Here is a 16,885-nt window from a genome sequence, read left to right on the forward strand (position 1 = left end):
AACATGTCAGACTATCTCGTAAAAGCGTTGGCTTTTGAAGGACAAGTTCGTGCATATGGAATCAGAACAACAGATACTGTGGGAGAGGCGCAAAAGCGCCATCAGACATGGCCAACCGCCTCCGCTGCATTGGGCCGCGCCATGACCGCTTCTGTCATGCTTGGCGCCATGCTGAAAGGCGAAAATAAACTGACCGTCAAAATAGATGGTGGTGGACCGATCGGAGCGATCCTTGTCGATAGCAATGCCAAAGGACAGGTGCGAGGGTATGTAACCAATCCACAAACACACTTTGATTTGAACCAGCACGGAAAACTTGATGTAGCACGTGCGGTTGGAACAAATGGAACCCTTTCCGTCGTAAAGGACCTTGGGTTAAGGGAGCACTTCTCCGGTCAGACGGAACTAATTTCAGGTGAGCTTGGAGAGGATTTCACTTACTACCTCGTGTCGTCCGAACAGGTTCCATCTGCAGTGGGAGTAGGCGTCCTTGTTAATCCTGACAACACCATCCTTGCTGCGGGCGGTTTCATTATCCAGCTTTTACCCGGCACTTCAGAAGAAACCATTACAGTAATTGAAGAAAAAATAAATAATATGACTCCTGTTTCCAAGTTGATTGAAAAAGGATTGACCCCAGAGGAACTTTTAACAGAAATCCTCGGAGAAGGTAATGTTAAATTCCTGGAAACCATGCCGATTGAGTTCAAGTGTACATGCTCCAAGGAACGCTTTGAGCAAGCTATCATTTCCTTGGGAGAAAAGGATATTACGGAAATCATCGAGGAAGACGGTCAAGCGGAGACGCACTGTCATTTCTGTAATGCAAAATACCTTTTCAGCAAAGAGGAACTTGAAGCGATGAGGGAGCAAGTAAAAGGCTAGGGGGCACATATGAACCAAAAGCGGAGATTAAAGCAGAAGTGGGTATGGAATATCATTTTTGGTCTTGTGATTATAAATTGCCTCACATTAGCTGTGGTGGTTAAACAAACCTTCTCCCTAAAAGAAGCGGCAGACGCAAGCGCATTTGTGAATGGGCAGGCTAATATTGTCGCAACGGTTGGGGATACCGTCATTTCAAGAAAAGATATGCTACAAGAGCTTGAAGGAATGTACGGGCAGGAAATGCTTACGAAAATGGTCAATAAAGAAGTGGTCAAACAGATTGCGGAGAAATACAAGGTTTCCGTTTCCGAGCAGTCCGTGGATCGTGAATGGAAAATGATTAAAACGATGTATAGCAGGTCTCCTTTGCATGCCAATTCTTCCGAGGAGCTGGTCAAGGAACAAATCCGATCCAGCTTATTGCTAGAAGAGTTACTTGTAAAGGATGTGGCAATTCCCGAATCGGAGCTTGAAAGCTTTTACCAAGAGAACAAGCAGCTCTATACAATTGAGGATGCCTTTCATCTTTCCCACATTCTTTTGGAAACCAAGGAAGAGGCGGACACAGTAGTAAAGGAACTGGAAGATGGATCGAATTTCACCTCTCTTGCGATGGAAGTGTCGACGGATGAATTGACGGCAAATCAAGGGGGAGACTTAGGTTTTCTTACACATGAGACTCAAGTCTATCCGCCTGCCTATCTGACAGAGGCTGCGAAGCTGAAGGAAGAATCGTGGAGTGAACCCATTTCATTGGACGGAAAGTATGCGGTCATCTATCTTCATGAAAAAATGGATGGAGTTACTTATTCTTTTGAAGAGGTAAAAGATCAAATTCGTAGACAATTGGCACTGGAACAAATGGACGGTTCGGTGGATGCCTCCATTTTCTGGGATGAGGTCGGGGTGGAATGGAACCTTCCCACTGCGCAATAGGTCGAACCAAATAAATTGACAATTCAGATTTAATGGTGTTAAATGGGATTAATCCGACAAAAACACTAAGTTTTAAAGGCAGGGGGAAAAATAATGGTACGAGTAGCAAATTCTATTGATGAATTAGTAGGGAAGACTCCCGTCGTAAAGCTGAATCGAATTGTAGAAGAAGACATGGCTGATGTGTATCTGAAGCTTGAATTCATGAACCCGGGAAGCAGTGTGAAAGATCGTATTGCACTGGCGATGATTGATGCTGCGATGGAAGAAGGGAAATTGAAAGAAGGCGACACGATTATCGAACCAACAAGTGGGAACACCGGTATTGGCCTCGCGATGATCGCTGCAGCAAAAGGATTGAAAGCTATTCTGGTTATGCCTGAAACCATGAGTCTGGAAAGAAGAAACCTTCTTCGAGCTTATGGAGCGGAGCTGGTACTGACACCTGGTCCTGAAGGAATGGGTGGGGCAATCCGTAAAGCGGAAGAGCTTGCAAAAGAGAAAAGCCTGTTCATGCCACAGCAGTTTAATAATCCTGCAAACCCTGACATTCATAAAAGAACGACAGGGAAAGAGATTGTAGAACAGTTTGGTGATGGGCTGGATGCTTTTGTATCTGGTATCGGAACTGGCGGTACGATTACAGGTGCAGGAGAGATCTTAAGAGAGAACTTTCCTGACATTAAAATTGTAGCGGTGGAACCAGCCGACTCCCCGGTACTTTCCGGTGGGAAGCCAGGGCCGCATAAGATACAAGGAATTGGTGCCGGCTTTGTTCCATCGATCTTGGACACAAAAATCTACGATCAGGTCATTACAGTGAAAAATGAAGAGGCGTTTGAGTATGCGCGACTTGCGGCGAAGCAGGAAGGGATACTTGGTGGTATCTCATCAGGAGCTGCCATTTCGGCGGCTTTGCAAGTAGCGAAGGAGCTTGGAAAAGGCAAAAAAGTCCTTGCTGTCATTCCAAGTAACGGGGAACGCTATTTGAGCACGCCATTATATCAATTTGAAGAATAGGTTATCTTAAAGGGAAACAGTCCATCGAGCTGTTTCCCTTTTCTTATGATGGCTATCTGGAATACACCGCTGGTGATTTCCGTACTGGGTTTGGCTTTCCGCGGGGCGACCTTGAGCCTCCTTCATTGCCTGTCCATCTATCCCAAAAAATCAATCATCTTTTTATCGTGCATCCCTACATAAATTTCATGTAATATAAGGGTAGTATGCAATTTAGGAGCGTGACAGCAAGAATGCAAAAGGTACCTGTGGGTCTTAAGATAAAGTTGGACGAAAATAAATGGTTTGCCAGATATAAAACACTTGCCAAGGACAAGCCGTATCATGTTCTGTTGGAAAGCGGCCGCGGCGGGAGATACCATATCATCGGACTGGATCCTGTGGCGACGGTCCAAGGAAAAGGACAAGAGCTGCAAATAGATTATCTGGATGGAAAAAAGGAAAAGAGAAGCGGGAATCCTCTACTGCTATTACAAGAAGTCATTTCTGAACGGTCCATCAGGAAATTGCAGGATTTTCCTGATTTTACTGGGGGAGCAATTGGCTATTTGACATATGACTGCGTACGTTATATCGAGCGGCTTCCGGAAAGCGCTGATGATGACCTTGGATTGCCCGATTTGTATTTCTTGTTATTTGACGATGTATTCGTATATGACAAAGAAGAGAAGGTACTCTTTTTAATCACTCATTCGCCTGAAGGGGAGGAAGAGTCGGCTAAGAATCGTCTGGAGCAATATCGCGAGCAATGGGAAGGCCAAAACGAAGAAACTATCTATCCATACACTTCAGGAAAACAACCGGTGTCAGAAAGAGAGGTTTCTTTCACAGAAGAAGACTTTATGAAAGCTGTTAAGAAAGTGCAGTCCTATATCGCCCAGGGAGATGTATTCCAAGTGAACCTCTCTGTCAGACAGGCGGAGTCCCTAGAGACTCATCCGATGGAAATTTATACGGCGCTCAGGGAAATCAACCCTTCTCCATATATGGGGTACCTACAATTTCCGGACTTCCAGCTTGTCAGCGGATCTCCAGAGCTTTTAGTCAAGAAAAAAGACGATATCGTCAGTACGCGGCCAATAGCGGGGACAAGGTCCCGGGGGATGACAGACGAAGAGGACCGTCAACTTGCGCAAGAGTTGATCGACAATGAAAAAGAGAGAGCGGAACATGTGATGCTCGTTGATCTTGAGAGGAATGATCTGGGCCGGGTCTGTAAGTACGGCACGGTGGAAGTGAATGAGTTCATGGCCATCGAAAAGTATTCCCATGTGATGCATATCGTCTCGAATGTCCAAGGGGTCCTGGCTGAGAACAAAAGTATTTCCGATATTATTGAAGCGACCTTCCCAGGCGGCACGATCACCGGAGCTCCAAAGGTAAGGACGATGGAAATCATTGAAGAGCTTGAGCCGGTTAGACGTTCTGTATATACTGGTTCCATAGGGTGGATCGGCTATGATGGGGAAATGGAACTGAGCATCTCCATCAGGACGATGATTGCCAAAGAAGGTATGGCCTATGTGCAGGCTGGTGCCGGAGTGGTCATTGATTCGGTGCCGAGGCGGGAATACAAGGAATCCCTGAAAAAGGCCGCGGCCCTATGGAAAGCAAAAGAGCTGAGTGAAGAAGAGCAAAAAAATCGAGCAGAGGTGAGAGCATGATATTAATGATTGATAACTATGATTCTTTTACGTACAACTTGGTTCAATATTTAGGGGAGCTTGGAGAGGAACTTGTGGTAATGCGAAATGATGAAATTACCATTGAGGAAATAGAAGCACTAAATCCTGAATTTTTAATGATATCTCCTGGTCCTTGTTCTCCGAATGAGGCAGGAATCAGCTTAGAAGTGATCAGGCATTTTGCCGGGAAGAAACCGATCTTTGGTGTATGCCTCGGCCACCAGTCCATTGCCCAGGTGTTCGGAGGCGATGTGGTGCAGGCGGAAAGGCTGATGCACGGGAAAACATCTGAGATGCACCATGATGAGAATACGATTTTTAAAACCTTGGCAAACCCTTTTGTGGCAACAAGGTATCATTCCTTGATTGTAAAAAAAGAAACCTTGCCGGATTGCTTTGAAATTACGGCTTGGACAGATCAGGATGAAATTATGGCTATCCGCCATAAGGAGCTCCCAATCGAAGGGGTGCAATTCCACCCGGAATCCATTATGACTTCGGTAGGAAAAGAGTTGCTGCGGAACTTTATTGACACCTACTCAATGAAAAAGGTGTAGCGTGATTGTCTATAAGGATGGAAGCTGGCAGCCGTTAGAGAAAACGAACGTCTCGGTCATGGACCACGGTTTTCTCTATGGGGTGGGGCTGTTTGAAACCTTCCGTACGTATAATGGTGTGCCATTTTTATTTCATGATCACCTGAGCCGTTTGAGAAAGGGGCTCGAATCCGTCTATATCGATTGGCGGGAATCAAATGAGCATTTAGAGGAACTGGTGACGGAAGCTCTAAAGAAAAACGAGGTGACGGAAGGCGTAATCCGTCTGAATGTCACAGCCGGCATCAGCAACTGGGGCCTTCCGATCGATACCTACGATGCCCCGTCCCTGCTTTTATTTACGAGGCCCGTTCCGCAAATGGTAGCAGAAAGCAAGGATGCGGTGTTTTTGGAACGGAGGCGTAACACCCCGGAAGGTGACACGCGGTTGAAGTCGCATCACTACTTAAATAATCTTTTAGGTAAAAGGGAGCTCGGAGCGAGAACGGATCTAGAAGGGATATTCCTGACTAGGGAGGGGTATGTGGCAGAGGGGCTTGTCTCTAACATCTTCTGGATAAAAGGCGACACCCTCTATACCCCAAGCATCTCGACGGGCATTTTGAACGGGGTAACAAGGAATTTCATTCTGCACCTAAGCACACTTATAGGATTAGATGTGAAAGAAGGCGCGTTTACCCCGGAAGAGCTTCTTCAAGGGGACGAGGTCTTTATCACGAACTCCACCCAGGAAATATTACGGGTGGGCCGGATGGATGCAAAAGTATTTCCTAAGCGGGAATCTTCTTGGCTTTCCTGTCTGAAGATTTTATATAAAAAAAGTACAGAACTGCAACTCTTGTCCTATCAACAAGTAAAGAAGGTTGAAGTGAATAATGGGAAATACGAACTTATATCAGACTAAACTGACATGTGGACCATATGAATTGCCACTTGGGCAAAAAACCCTGATCATGGGGATCTTGAATGCCACGCCAGATTCTTTTTCGGATGGTGGAAAGTACAACGAGGTGGAAAGGGCTGTTATGCGTGCCAAGGAATTGGTGGAGATGGGGGCTGACATCCTTGATATCGGCGGGGAATCGACAAGGCCCGGATCAGAGAAGGTGAGCCTTGAGATGGAGCTTTCACGTGTCATCCCTGTCATTCAAGCTATCTCAAAAGAGGTGAAGGTGCCAATCTCCATCGACACCTATAAGGCAGAAGTGGCGAAGCAGGCAATAGAAGCCGGTGCCCACATCATCAATGATGTGTGGGGGGCAAAGGCGGACCCCGACATGCCCGCTGTTGCAGCAAAGCTTCAAGTACCGATCATCCTCATGCAGAACAGAAAAGAGCGGGACTATCAGCAATTAATCCCGGATATGATCAGTGACCTGTTTGAGAGTATCACCTTGGTCAAGTATGCCGGCGTGAAGGACGAGAACATCATCCTTGATCCCGGGATAGGGTTTGCCAAAACGTTTGAAGATAACCTGAAAGTGATGCGGCAACTCGAGCACTTCCATACACTTGGGTACCCGCTACTCTTGGGCACCTCGAGGAAAAGGTTCATCGGTCATGTCTTAGATCTTCCGGCCGAAGAGAGAATGGAAGGGACAGGCGCCACAGTATGCCTTGGCATACAAAAAGGCTGCCAAATTGTCCGTGTGCACGATGTGAAAGAGATTGCACGTATGGCAAAGATGATGGATGCCATGCTTACAGAGGGAGGGCTTACCTATCGATAAAATATATGTGAACCAGATGAAATTTTACGGCTACCATGGGGTGTTTCCAGAAGAAACAAAACTTGGACAACGTTTTATGATCGACTTGACGGTAGAATTGGATCTTTCCAAGGCAGGTAAATCTGATGACCTTTCACAATCCGTCAACTACGCGGATCTTTATAACACGTGTAAAAAAGTAGTCGAGGGTGAAACCCATAAGCTGGTGGAAACTGTGGCTGAAAGGGTGGCAGAGGAAATCCTTGCTTCCTTTGGACTGATAGAACGTTGTACGGTCAAAGCGATCAAGCCAGACCCGCCGATTCCAGGACACTACGATTCGGTTGCGGTGGAGATTACAAGGGGCCGCACGTAATGAATACAGCATATATTGCACTGGGTTCCAATCAAGGGGACCGGTACGGATACCTCTGTAAAGCTGTGGAGGAGATCGGTCGTCACGAACAGATTACAGTCGAGAAAGAATCTTCTATCTATGAAACAGATCCTGTCGGGTACACCGATCAGGATAGGTTTTTAAATATGGTAATTAAAGTAAAAACGCAGTTGACTCCCGTTGATCTCTTAAAGGTGTTACAGGGTTTTGAGCACTTTTTTGGCCGGAAGAGAGTGCTTCGCTGGGGGCCGCGAACTTTAGACCTTGACATTTTATTGTTTAACCAAGAAAATATTGAAACAGAAGAGCTTATTGTCCCTCATCCGAGAATGTGGGAAAGGGCTTTTGTTTTTATTCCTTTAATGGAGATCGCGGAAAGTGAGCTGCCCGTAGAGATAAATAGAAAAGAACTTCTTGCAAGACAAGATAGAGAAGGGGTACATGTATGGAAGCCGAAAAGTGGGGGAGACGTATCCGAGCTTACCGAAAGCTGAAAGGATATACTCAAGAATCGTTTGCAAAAAATCTTCATATATCGGTCTCTGTGTTAGGAGAGGTTGAACGGGGAAACCGCGTTCCTTCAGAGGACCTGGTTCAGTCGATTGCACAGGAACTGAACATTACGGTGGAGGAACTAATCCCGCCGGAATTAAAAAGAGAGGAGGTCAATAACTGATGTTGAAAATTGGTGATATCACCATGAAAAACCAAGTGGTCTTAGCACCGATGGCTGGGGTGTGTAATGCCGCATTCCGGCTGACAGTCAAGGAATTCGGTGCGGGTCTTGTGTGCGCCGAGATGGTAAGCGACAAGGCTATCCTTTATAAAAATGCCAAAACGATGGGCATGCTCTATATCGACGAGCGTGAAAAGCCACTAAGCCTGCAAATCTTTGGCGGCGAAAAAGATACCCTTGTAGAAGCGGCGAAGTTTGTGGACAAAAACACGACTGCAGACATCATCGATATTAATATGGGATGCCCGGTGCCGAAGATCGTCAAGTGTGACGCAGGCGCAAGATGGCTGCTAGATCCCAATAAAATCTATGAGATGGTATCAGCGGTGGTGGATGCAGTCGATAAGCCGGTTACCGTAAAAATGCGTACCGGCTGGGATGATGAGCATATCTATGCAATCGAGAATGCCCGTGCCGTTGAGCGTGCCGGCGGTCAAGCGGTAGCGGTCCACGGTAGAACGAGAGTTCAAATGTATGAAGGACATGCAGATTGGGACATCATTAAGCAGGTAAAAGAGTCAGTGAACATCCCTGTCATCGGAAATGGTGACGTTCAAACTCCTCAGGATGCTAAAAGAATGCTAGAGGAAACGGGAGTCGACGGTGTCATGATCGGTCGCGCGGCCCTCGGAAATCCATGGATGATCTACCGCACTGTACAATACCTAGAGACAGGTAAGTTGGTCGGTGAACCTTCTGTTCGTGAAAAAATGGATGTATGTAAGCTGCATCTCGATCGTCTAATCGACCTTAAAGGAGAAAATGTAGCAGTGCGTGAAATGCGTAAACATGCAGCATGGTACCTTAAAGGCATCCGCGGGAACGCAAAGACCCGCAATTCCGTCAATGAATGTAACACCCGTCTCGATCTAGTAAGCCTGATCGACAACCTTGTGGAAGAGTCGGAACAAAAAGAAGCCATGAGTTCACAGGCGATCTAAAGTTTAGCAAGGCAATTGTACCCCTCTGAACATATAGGAACTGCCAGTAAGTTGTTACTGGCAGTTTTAGCTTTATTTATAGTTGGAAAGTCTATATGATAGATAAAAGAAAAGGCTACATAATTAAGTAGATAAATTTCTAGTTGGAGTTGAATAGAATGAGTCAAGAAGAATTGAACTTGAATGACCAGTTGTTGGTTAGGAGAGAAAAACTGCAAAAACACCGTGACAAAGGCCTAGATCCGTTCGGAGCCCGCTTTGAGCGCACTAATGATTCCAAAGAATTGATCAATCAGTACGGGGAAATCGAAAAGGAACAATTGGACGAGCAGGAAATTTCCGTGACACTCGCTGGCCGTATCATGACAAAACGCGGCAAAGGGAAAGCTGGCTTTGCGCACATCCAGGACCTGACAGGTCAAATCCAATTATATGTCCGTAAAGATGCTGTGGGAGAAGAGGCATACGAAATCTTCAACTCAGCAGATATCGGGGATATTGTCGGAGTAACAGGGTTTGTTTTCAAAACCAAAGTGGGAGAACTTTCTATTAAAGCGACTTCCTTTGAACTGTTAACAAAAGCCCTTCGTCCTCTTCCCGAAAAGTACCATGGCCTTAAAGATGTAGAACAACGCTATCGCCAACGCTATCTGGACCTGATCACAAATCCAGAAAGCAGGGAAACATTCATTGCGCGATCTAAGATCATCCAAGCAATGCGCCGCTACCTAGACGACCATGGCTACTTGGAAGTGGAAACACCAATGATGCATTCCATCGCAGGAGGGGCATCTGCCCGCCCGTTCATCACACATCACAATACTCTGGACATGACATTGTACATGCGTATTGCGATTGAGCTTCACTTGAAACGTCTGATCGTCGGCGGATTGGAAAAAGTCTATGAAATCGGACGTGTTTTCCGTAACGAAGGCGTATCCACTAGACATAACCCTGAGTTCACCATGATTGAACTATATGAAGCCTACGCTGACTATAAGGACATTATGAGCCTTACAGAAAACCTCGTAGCGCATATTGCTAAGGAAGTATTGGGCAGCACAAAAGTTCAATATGCAGACAGTGAAATTGATCTGACTCCAGAGTGGAAGCGACTGCACATGGTAGATGCGGTTAAAGAAGCTACGGGTGTAGACTTCTGGCAGCAGATGACAGATGAAGAAGCACGTGCCCTTGCAAAAGAACACGGAATCCAGATCACAGAGCATATGCAATTCGGCCATATCCTAAACGAATTCTTCGAACAGAAGGTGGAAGAGACGTTAATTCAGCCTACGTTCATTTATGGACATCCGGTAGAGATCTCTCCGCTTGCCAAGAAAAACGTAGAAGATCCACGCTTCACGGATCGTTTTGAATTATTCATCGTAGGTCGTGAGCATGCTAATGCATTTACGGAGCTTAATGACCCAATCGATCAAAAAGAGCGCTTCGAAGCGCAACTTAAAGAAAAAGAGCAAGGTAATGACGAAGCACATGAAATGGATCACGACTTCATCGAGGCATTAGAGTACGGTATGCCGCCAACAGGCGGACTTGGTATCGGTATCGACCGCCTTGTTATGTTGCTGACAAATTCTCCTTCTATTAGAGACGTGCTGTTATTCCCACAAATGAGACACCGTTAATTCTATAAAGTAGCGCCGCCCCTCTATCAAAGAAGGACGGCGTTTTTCGTTAGGGTTTTAATATTTGCTTTGAGGTATGGTAGTTGGTAAATCCAAATGAAAACCAGCACTGAATAATAAGACTATTACAACATTATCATTTTAAGAAAATAATCGAAAAAACCTATTGCCTTTGTATTCTAGCGATGGTATATTAATATTCGTTGTCACAAACGACATCACTTCTTCAAAAAAAGAAATGAAAAAAGTTGTTGACACAAAACGATAGATTTGGTAAGATAATAAAGTCGCCTTGAGAGAGACGACAGAGTAAATGATCTTTGAAAACTAAACAAAACAACAGCGTCATAACGTTAATCCTACGGGATTAACAAAATGATTTAAGTAACACAAGCTAGCAAATTTTGAGCAAAAGCTCAGACTCTTTATTGGAGAGTTTGATCCTGGCTCAGGACGAACGCTGGCGGCGTGCCTAATACATGCAAGTCGAGCGGACCTTTCAAAAGCTTGCTTTTGAAAGGTCAGCGGCGGACGGGTGAGTAACACGTGGGCAACCTGCCTGTAAGACTGGGATAACTTCGGGAAACCGGAGCTAATACCGGATAATATAAGGAACCTCCTGGTTCTTTATTGAAAGATGGTTTCGGCTATCACTTACAGATGGGCCCGCGGCGCATTAGCTAGTTGGTGAGGTAACGGCTCACCAAGGCGACGATGCGTAGCCGACCTGAGAGGGTGATCGGCCACACTGGGACTGAGACACGGCCCAGACTCCTACGGGAGGCAGCAGTAGGGAATCTTCCACAATGGACGAAAGTCTGATGGAGCAACGCCGCGTGAGCGATGAAGGCCTTCGGGTCGTAAAGCTCTGTTGTTAGGGAAGAACAAGTGCGAGAGTAACTGCTCGCACCTTGACGGTACCTAACCAGAAAGCCACGGCTAACTACGTGCCAGCAGCCGCGGTAATACGTAGGTGGCAAGCGTTGTCCGGAATTATTGGGCGTAAAGCGCGCGCAGGTGGTCCTTTAAGTCTGATGTGAAAGCCCACGGCTCAACCGTGGAGGGTCATTGGAAACTGGGGGACTTGAGTGCAGAAGAGGAAAGTGGAATTCCAAGTGTAGCGGTGAAATGCGTAGAGATTTGGAGGAACACCAGTGGCGAAGGCGACTTTCTGGTCTGTAACTGACACTGAGGCGCGAAAGCGTGGGGAGCAAACAGGATTAGATACCCTGGTAGTCCACGCCGTAAACGATGAGTGCTAAGTGTTAGAGGGTTTCCGCCCTTTAGTGCTGCAGCTAACGCATTAAGCACTCCGCCTGGGGAGTACGGTCGCAAGACTGAAACTCAAAGGAATTGACGGGGGCCCGCACAAGCGGTGGAGCATGTGGTTTAATTCGAAGCAACGCGAAGAACCTTACCAGGTCTTGACATCCTCTGACACTCCTAGAGATAGGACGTTCCCCTTCGGGGGACAGAGTGACAGGTGGTGCATGGTTGTCGTCAGCTCGTGTCGTGAGATGTTGGGTTAAGTCCCGCAACGAGCGCAACCCTTGATCTTAGTTGCCAGCATTCAGTTGGGCACTCTAAGGTGACTGCCGGTGACAAACCGGAGGAAGGTGGGGATGACGTCAAATCATCATGCCCCTTATGACCTGGGCTACACACGTGCTACAATGGACGGTACAAAGGGCAGCAAAACCGCGAGGTCGAGCCAATCCCATAAAACCGTTCTCAGTTCGGATTGCAGGCTGCAACTCGCCTGCATGAAGCCGGAATCGCTAGTAATCGCGGATCAGCATGCCGCGGTGAATACGTTCCCGGGCCTTGTACACACCGCCCGTCACACCACGAGAGTTTGTAACACCCGAAGTCGGTGGGGTAACCTTTTGGAGCCAGCCGCCTAAGGTGGGACAGATGATTGGGGTGAAGTCGTAACAAGGTAGCCGTATCGGAAGGTGCGGCTGGATCACCTCCTTTCTAAGGAATGTACGCTTGTTGTTTTGTTTAGTTTTGAGAGAGCATTCTCTCTAAATAGGCAATTCTTACGAATTGTCATAGTTGTTCCTTGAAAACTAGATAATGTAACTAATATCAAGATATTCACAAAATATCGTTCATCTTAGTAATTTTCTTTATAGATATCATCGCTGATATCGACACATGACCAATTTTGGTCGACGGTTAAGTTATTAAGGGCGCACGGTGGATGCCTTGGCACTAGGAGCCGATGAAGGACGGGACTAACACCGATATGCTTCGGGGAGCTGTAAGTAAGCTTTGATCCGGAGATTTCCGAATGGGGAAACCCACTGCTCGTAATGGAGCAGTATCTTTACCTGAATACATAGGGTAATGAAGGCAGACCCGGGGAACTGAAACATCTTAGTACCCGGAGGAAGAGAAAGCAAACGCGATTTCCTGAGTAGCGGCGAGCGAAACGGAATTAGCCCAAACCAAGAGGCTTGCCTCTTGGGGTTGTAGGACACTCAACATGGAGTTACAAAGGAACGGGGTAAATGAAGCGATCTGGAAAGGTCCGTCATAGAAGGTAAAAACCCTGTAGTTGAAACTTCGTTCCCTCCTGAGTGGATCCTGAGTACGGCGGGACACGAGAAATCCCGTCGGAAGCAGGGAGGACCATCTCCCAAGGCTAAATACTCCCTAGTGACCGATAGTGAACCAGTACCGTGAGGGAAAGGTGAAAAGCACCCCGGAAGGGGAGTGAAATAGATCCTGAAACCGTGTGCCTACAAGTAGTTAGAGCCCGTTAATGGGTGATAGCGTGCCTTTTGTAGAATGAACCGGCGAGTTACGATCCCGTGCAAGGTTAAGTCGAAGAGACGGAGCCGTAGCGAAAGCGAGTCTGAATAGGGCGAATGAGTACGTGGTCGTAGACCCGAAACCAGGTGATCTACCCATGTCCAGGGTGAAGTTCAGGTAACACTGAATGGAGGCCCGAACCGACTCACGTTGAAAAGTGAGCGGATGAGGTGTGGGTAGGGGTGAAATGCCAATCGAACCTGGAGATAGCTGGTTCTCTCCGAAATAGCTTTAGGGCTAGCCTCATGTGTTAGAGTCTTGGAGGTAGAGCACTGATTGGACTAGGGGTCCTCATCGGATTACCGAATTCAGTCAAACTCCGAATGCCAAAGACTTATCCATGGGAGTCAGACTGCGAGTGATAAGATCCGTAGTCAAGAGGGAAACAGCCCAGACCGCCAGCTAAGGTCCCCAAGTATACGTTAAGTGGAAAAGGATGTGGAGTTGCTTAGACAACCAGGATGTTGGCTTAGAAGCAGCCACCATTTAAAGAGTGCGTAATAGCTCACTGGTCGAGTGACTCTGCGCCGAAAATGTACCGGGGCTAAACGTATCACCGAAGCTGCGGACTGTTCTTACGAACAGTGGTAGGAGAGCGTTCTAAGGGCGTTGAAGCTAGACCGTAAGGACTGGTGGAGCGCTTAGAAGTGAGAATGCCGGTATGAGTAGCGAAAGAAGGGTGAGAATCCCTTCCACCGAATGCCTAAGGTTTCCTGAGGAAGGCTCGTCCGCTCAGGGTTAGTCGGGACCTAAGCCGAGGCCGAAAGGCGTAGGCGATGGATAACAGGTTGATATTCCTGTACCACCTCCACTCCGTTTGAGCAATGGGGGGACGCAGAAGGATAGGGTAAGCGCGCTGTTGGATATGCGCGTCTAAGCAGCAAGGCTGAGAAGTAGGCAAATCCGCTTCTCATTAAGGCTGAGCTGTGATAGCGAGGGAAATATAGTACCGAAGTTCCTGATTTCACACTGCCAAGAAAAGCCTCTAGCGAGGAGTATGGTGCCCGTACCGCAAACCGACACAGGTAGGCGAGGAGAGAATCCTAAGGTGAGCGAGAGAACTCTGGTTAAGGAACTCGGCAAAATGACCCCGTAACTTCGGGAGAAGGGGTGCTCTGTTAGGGTGTTAAAGCCCGAGAGAGCCGCAGTGAATAGGCCCAGGCGACTGTTTAGCAAAAACACAGGTCTCTGCGAAGCCGTAAGGCGAAGTATAGGGGCTGACGCCTGCCCGGTGCTGGAAGGTTAAGGGGAGAGGTTAGCGCAAGCGAAGCTTTGAACCGAAGCCCCAGTAAACGGCGGCCGTAACTATAACGGTCCTAAGGTAGCGAAATTCCTTGTCGGGTAAGTTCCGACCCGCACGAAAGGCGTAACGATCTGGGCACTGTCTCAACCAGAGACTCGGTGAAATTATAGTACCTGTGAAGATGCAGGTTACCCGCGACAGGACGGAAAGACCCCGTGGAGCTTTACTGTAGCCTGATATTGAATTTTGGTACAGCTTGTACAGGATAGGTAGGAGCCTGAGAAGCCGGAGCGCTAGCTTCGGTGGAGGCGTCGGTGGGATACTACCCTGGCTGTATTGAAATTCTAACCCGCAGCCCTTATCGGGCTGGGAGACAGTGTCAGGTGGGCAGTTTGACTGGGGCGGTCGCCTCCTAAAGAGTAACGGAGGCGCCCAAAGGTTCCCTCAGAATGGTTGGAAATCATTCGCAGAGTGTAAAGGCACAAGGGAGCTTGACTGCGAGACCTACAAGTCGAGCAGGGACGAAAGTCGGGCTTAGTGATCCGGTGGTTCCGCATGGAAGGGCCATCGCTCAACGGATAAAAGCTACCCCGGGGATAACAGGCTTATCTCCCCCAAGAGTCCACATCGACGGGGAGGTTTGGCACCTCGATGTCGGCTCATCGCATCCTGGGGCTGTAGTCGGTCCCAAGGGTTGGGCTGTTCGCCCATTAAAGCGGTACGCGAGCTGGGTTCAGAACGTCGTGAGACAGTTCGGTCCCTATCCGTCGTGGGCGCAGGAAATTTGAGAGGAGCTGTCCTTAGTACGAGAGGACCGGGATGGACGCACCGCTGGTGTACCAGTTGTCTTGCCAAAGGCATAGCTGGGTAGCTACGTGCGGACGGGATAAGTGCTGAAAGCATCTAAGCATGAAGCCCCCCTCAAGATGAGATTTCCTTTTACTTCGGTAAGTAAGATCCCTGAAAGATGATCAGGTAGATAGGTTCGAGGTGGAAGCATGGCGACATGTGGAGCTGACGAATACTAATCGATCGAGGACTTAACCCAACAATTGAAATAAGTGAACGATATGAATTCTTGATACGAACACATTATCTAGTTTTGAAGGTTCAACCTTCAACTGAATATGTCTGGTAATGATGGCGAAGAGGCCACACCCGTTCCCATACCGAACACGGAAGTTAAGCTCTTCAGCGCCGATGGTAGTTGGGGGATCTCCCCCTGTGAGAGTAGGACGTTGCCAGGCAGATATATGGAGGATTAGCTCAGCTGGGAGAGCACCTGCCTTACAAGCAGGGGGTCGGCGGTTCGATCCCGTCATCCTCCACCATATTTTTTCACACTAGTGAAAATAATTAGATTTTTTCACGTTAGTGAAAATAATCATCCCTAATATGCCGGTGTAGCTCAGTTGGTAGAGCAACTGACTTGTAATCAGTAGGTCGTGGGTTCGACTCCTATCGCCGGCACCATTTTCCTTAACATAGACATAACGAAGTTATGGTCAACTGAATTGCATAAAACCACTTTTATTGCGTGCCATTAGCTCAGTCGGTAGAGCATCTGACTTTTAATCAGAGGGTCGAAGGTTCGAGTCCTTCATGGCACACCATTTATCTTGCGGGTGTGGCGGAATTGGCAGACGCGCTAGACTTAGGATCTAGTGTCTTTGACGTGGGGGTTCGAGTCCCTTCACCCGCATTGTAATTTTATATTAGCGGAAGTAGTTCAGTGGTAGAACACCACCTTGCCAAGGTGGGGGTCGCGGGTTCGAATCCCGTCTTCCGCTCCAACAGATTTGCCGGGGTGGCGGAACTGGCAGACGCACAGGACTTAAAATCCTGCGGTAGGTGACTACCGTACCGGTTCGATTCCGGTCCTCGGCACCAGATTTTTTTACAGCAGTAAAATGACTTTCATTTATAAGCGCCCGTAGCTCAATTGGATAGAGCGTTTGACTACGGATCAAAAGGTTAGGGGTTCGAGTCCTCTCGGGCGCGCCATTATCGGGGAGTAGCTCAGCTTGGTAGAGCACTTGGTTTGGGACCAAGGGGTCGCAGGTTCAAATCCTGTCTTCCCGACCAGCAGGAAACTTTATACAATGGGGCCTTAGCTCAGCTGGGAGAGCGCCTGCTTTGCACGCAGGAGGTCAGCGGTTCGATCCCGCTAGGCTCCACCAACAGAACTTTCGAGTAAATGATCTTTGAAAACTAAACAAAACAACAGCGTCATAACGTTAATCCTACGGGATTAACAAAATGATTTAAGTAACACAAGCTAGCAAATTTTGAGCAAAAGCTCAG

13 protein-coding genes, 9 tRNA genes and 3 rRNA genes are annotated in these 16,885 nt (G+C 47.6%); all 25 read left to right on the plus strand.

Going from position 1 to position 16,885, the window contains the following annotated elements; translation table 11 throughout:
• Window positions 1-3: 3 nt before the first annotated feature.
• The 25 genes from hslO (at window position 4) to MKY77_RS00550 (ending at window position 16,761) form a co-directional block, all read left to right on the plus strand.
• The gene (hslO, locus tag MKY77_RS00430; RefSeq protein ID WP_339148315.1) at window positions 4-885 is read left to right on the plus strand and encodes an Hsp33 family molecular chaperone HslO; all 882 of its coding nucleotides are present in this window, start codon (window positions 4-6) and stop codon (window positions 883-885) included.
• Between the two features lie 9 nt (window positions 886-894).
• Window positions 895-1,824, plus strand: a complete 930-nt coding sequence (locus MKY77_RS00435) for a peptidyl-prolyl cis-trans isomerase (protein WP_339148316.1) — start codon at window positions 895-897, stop codon at window positions 1,822-1,824.
• A gap of 93 nt (window positions 1,825-1,917) precedes the next feature.
• Window positions 1,918-2,844, plus strand: coding sequence for a cysteine synthase A (gene cysK / locus MKY77_RS00440; RefSeq protein ID WP_339148317.1), 927 nt, complete (start codon window positions 1,918-1,920; stop codon window positions 2,842-2,844).
• A gap of 45 nt (window positions 2,845-2,889) precedes the next feature.
• Window positions 2,890-3,027 (plus strand): hypothetical protein, encoded by a 138-nt coding sequence (locus MKY77_RS00445; RefSeq protein WP_342515560.1) that lies wholly within the window; start codon window positions 2,890-2,892, stop codon window positions 3,025-3,027.
• A gap of 50 nt (window positions 3,028-3,077) precedes the next feature.
• On the plus strand, window positions 3,078-4,508 hold the full coding sequence (locus MKY77_RS00450; protein ID WP_339149923.1) for an anthranilate synthase component I family protein: 1,431 nt from the start codon (window positions 3,078-3,080) through the stop codon (window positions 4,506-4,508).
• Entirely contained in the window at window positions 4,505-5,086 is a 582-nt protein-coding gene (pabA, locus tag MKY77_RS00455; RefSeq protein WP_339148318.1) for an aminodeoxychorismate/anthranilate synthase component II, read from the plus strand. The genes MKY77_RS00450 and pabA overlap by 4 nt, the downstream gene beginning before the upstream one ends.
• A gap of 1 nt (window position 5,087) precedes the next feature.
• Window positions 5,088-5,990, plus strand: a complete 903-nt coding sequence (gene pabC, locus MKY77_RS00460) for an aminodeoxychorismate lyase (protein ID WP_339148319.1) — start codon at window positions 5,088-5,090, stop codon at window positions 5,988-5,990.
• Window positions 5,962-6,816, plus strand: coding sequence for a dihydropteroate synthase (gene folP / locus MKY77_RS00465; RefSeq protein ID WP_342515561.1), 855 nt, complete (start codon window positions 5,962-5,964; stop codon window positions 6,814-6,816). The genes pabC and folP overlap by 29 nt, the downstream gene beginning before the upstream one ends.
• The gene (folB, locus tag MKY77_RS00470) at window positions 6,809-7,171 is read left to right on the plus strand and encodes a dihydroneopterin aldolase (RefSeq protein ID WP_339149924.1); all 363 of its coding nucleotides are present in this window, start codon (window positions 6,809-6,811) and stop codon (window positions 7,169-7,171) included. Before folP ends, folB begins: the two co-directional genes overlap by 8 nt.
• The gene (folK, locus tag MKY77_RS00475; RefSeq protein WP_342515562.1) at window positions 7,171-7,686 is read left to right on the plus strand and encodes a 2-amino-4-hydroxy-6-hydroxymethyldihydropteridine diphosphokinase; all 516 of its coding nucleotides are present in this window, start codon (window positions 7,171-7,173) and stop codon (window positions 7,684-7,686) included. The genes folB and folK overlap by 1 nt, the downstream gene beginning before the upstream one ends.
• Window positions 7,638-7,868 (plus strand): helix-turn-helix transcriptional regulator, encoded by a 231-nt coding sequence (locus MKY77_RS00480; RefSeq protein WP_339148322.1) that lies wholly within the window; start codon window positions 7,638-7,640, stop codon window positions 7,866-7,868. Before folK ends, MKY77_RS00480 begins: the two co-directional genes overlap by 49 nt.
• Window positions 7,868-8,869, plus strand: coding sequence for a tRNA dihydrouridine synthase DusB (gene dusB, locus MKY77_RS00485; RefSeq protein ID WP_339148323.1), 1,002 nt, complete (start codon window positions 7,868-7,870; stop codon window positions 8,867-8,869). The genes MKY77_RS00480 and dusB overlap by 1 nt, the downstream gene beginning before the upstream one ends.
• 158 nt (window positions 8,870-9,027) lie before the next feature.
• Window positions 9,028-10,518, plus strand: coding sequence for a lysine--tRNA ligase (lysS, locus tag MKY77_RS00490; protein WP_339148324.1), 1,491 nt, complete (start codon window positions 9,028-9,030; stop codon window positions 10,516-10,518).
• Window positions 10,519-10,943: 425 nt separating this feature from the next.
• A 16S ribosomal RNA gene (locus MKY77_RS00495) occupies window positions 10,944-12,495 on the plus strand.
• A gap of 202 nt (window positions 12,496-12,697) precedes the next feature.
• A 23S ribosomal RNA gene (locus tag MKY77_RS00500) occupies window positions 12,698-15,629 on the plus strand.
• An 82-nt stretch (window positions 15,630-15,711) separates the two neighbouring features.
• Window positions 15,712-15,828, plus strand: a 5S ribosomal RNA gene (rrf, locus tag MKY77_RS00505).
• Together the 16S, 23S and 5S rRNA genes with 9 tRNA genes alongside form the textbook arrangement of a ribosomal RNA operon.
• An 8-nt stretch (window positions 15,829-15,836) precedes the next feature.
• Window positions 15,837-15,912: transfer RNA gene (locus MKY77_RS00510), tRNA-Val, on the plus strand.
• 66 nt (window positions 15,913-15,978) lie between these two features.
• A tRNA-Thr gene (locus tag MKY77_RS00515) sits at window positions 15,979-16,054 on the plus strand.
• 64 nt (window positions 16,055-16,118) lie between these two features.
• A tRNA-Lys gene (locus tag MKY77_RS00520) sits at window positions 16,119-16,194 on the plus strand.
• 8 nt (window positions 16,195-16,202) lie between these two features.
• A tRNA-Leu gene (locus MKY77_RS00525) sits at window positions 16,203-16,283 on the plus strand.
• A 16-nt stretch (window positions 16,284-16,299) separates the two neighbouring features.
• Window positions 16,300-16,374: transfer RNA gene (locus MKY77_RS00530), tRNA-Gly, on the plus strand.
• Between the two features lie 8 nt (window positions 16,375-16,382).
• Window positions 16,383-16,471 (plus strand) — tRNA-Leu (locus MKY77_RS00535).
• A gap of 37 nt (window positions 16,472-16,508) precedes the next feature.
• Window positions 16,509-16,585, plus strand: a tRNA-Arg gene (locus MKY77_RS00540).
• 4 nt (window positions 16,586-16,589) lie between these two features.
• Window positions 16,590-16,666: transfer RNA gene (locus tag MKY77_RS00545), tRNA-Pro, on the plus strand.
• A 19-nt stretch (window positions 16,667-16,685) separates the two neighbouring features.
• Window positions 16,686-16,761, plus strand: a tRNA-Ala gene (locus tag MKY77_RS00550).
• Window positions 16,762-16,885: the final 124 nt, after the last annotated feature.

Origin of the sequence: Sutcliffiella sp. FSL R7-0096 (assembly GCF_038595065.1) — a bacterium.
GTDB lineage: Bacteria > Bacillota > Bacilli > Bacillales > Bacillaceae_I > Sutcliffiella_A.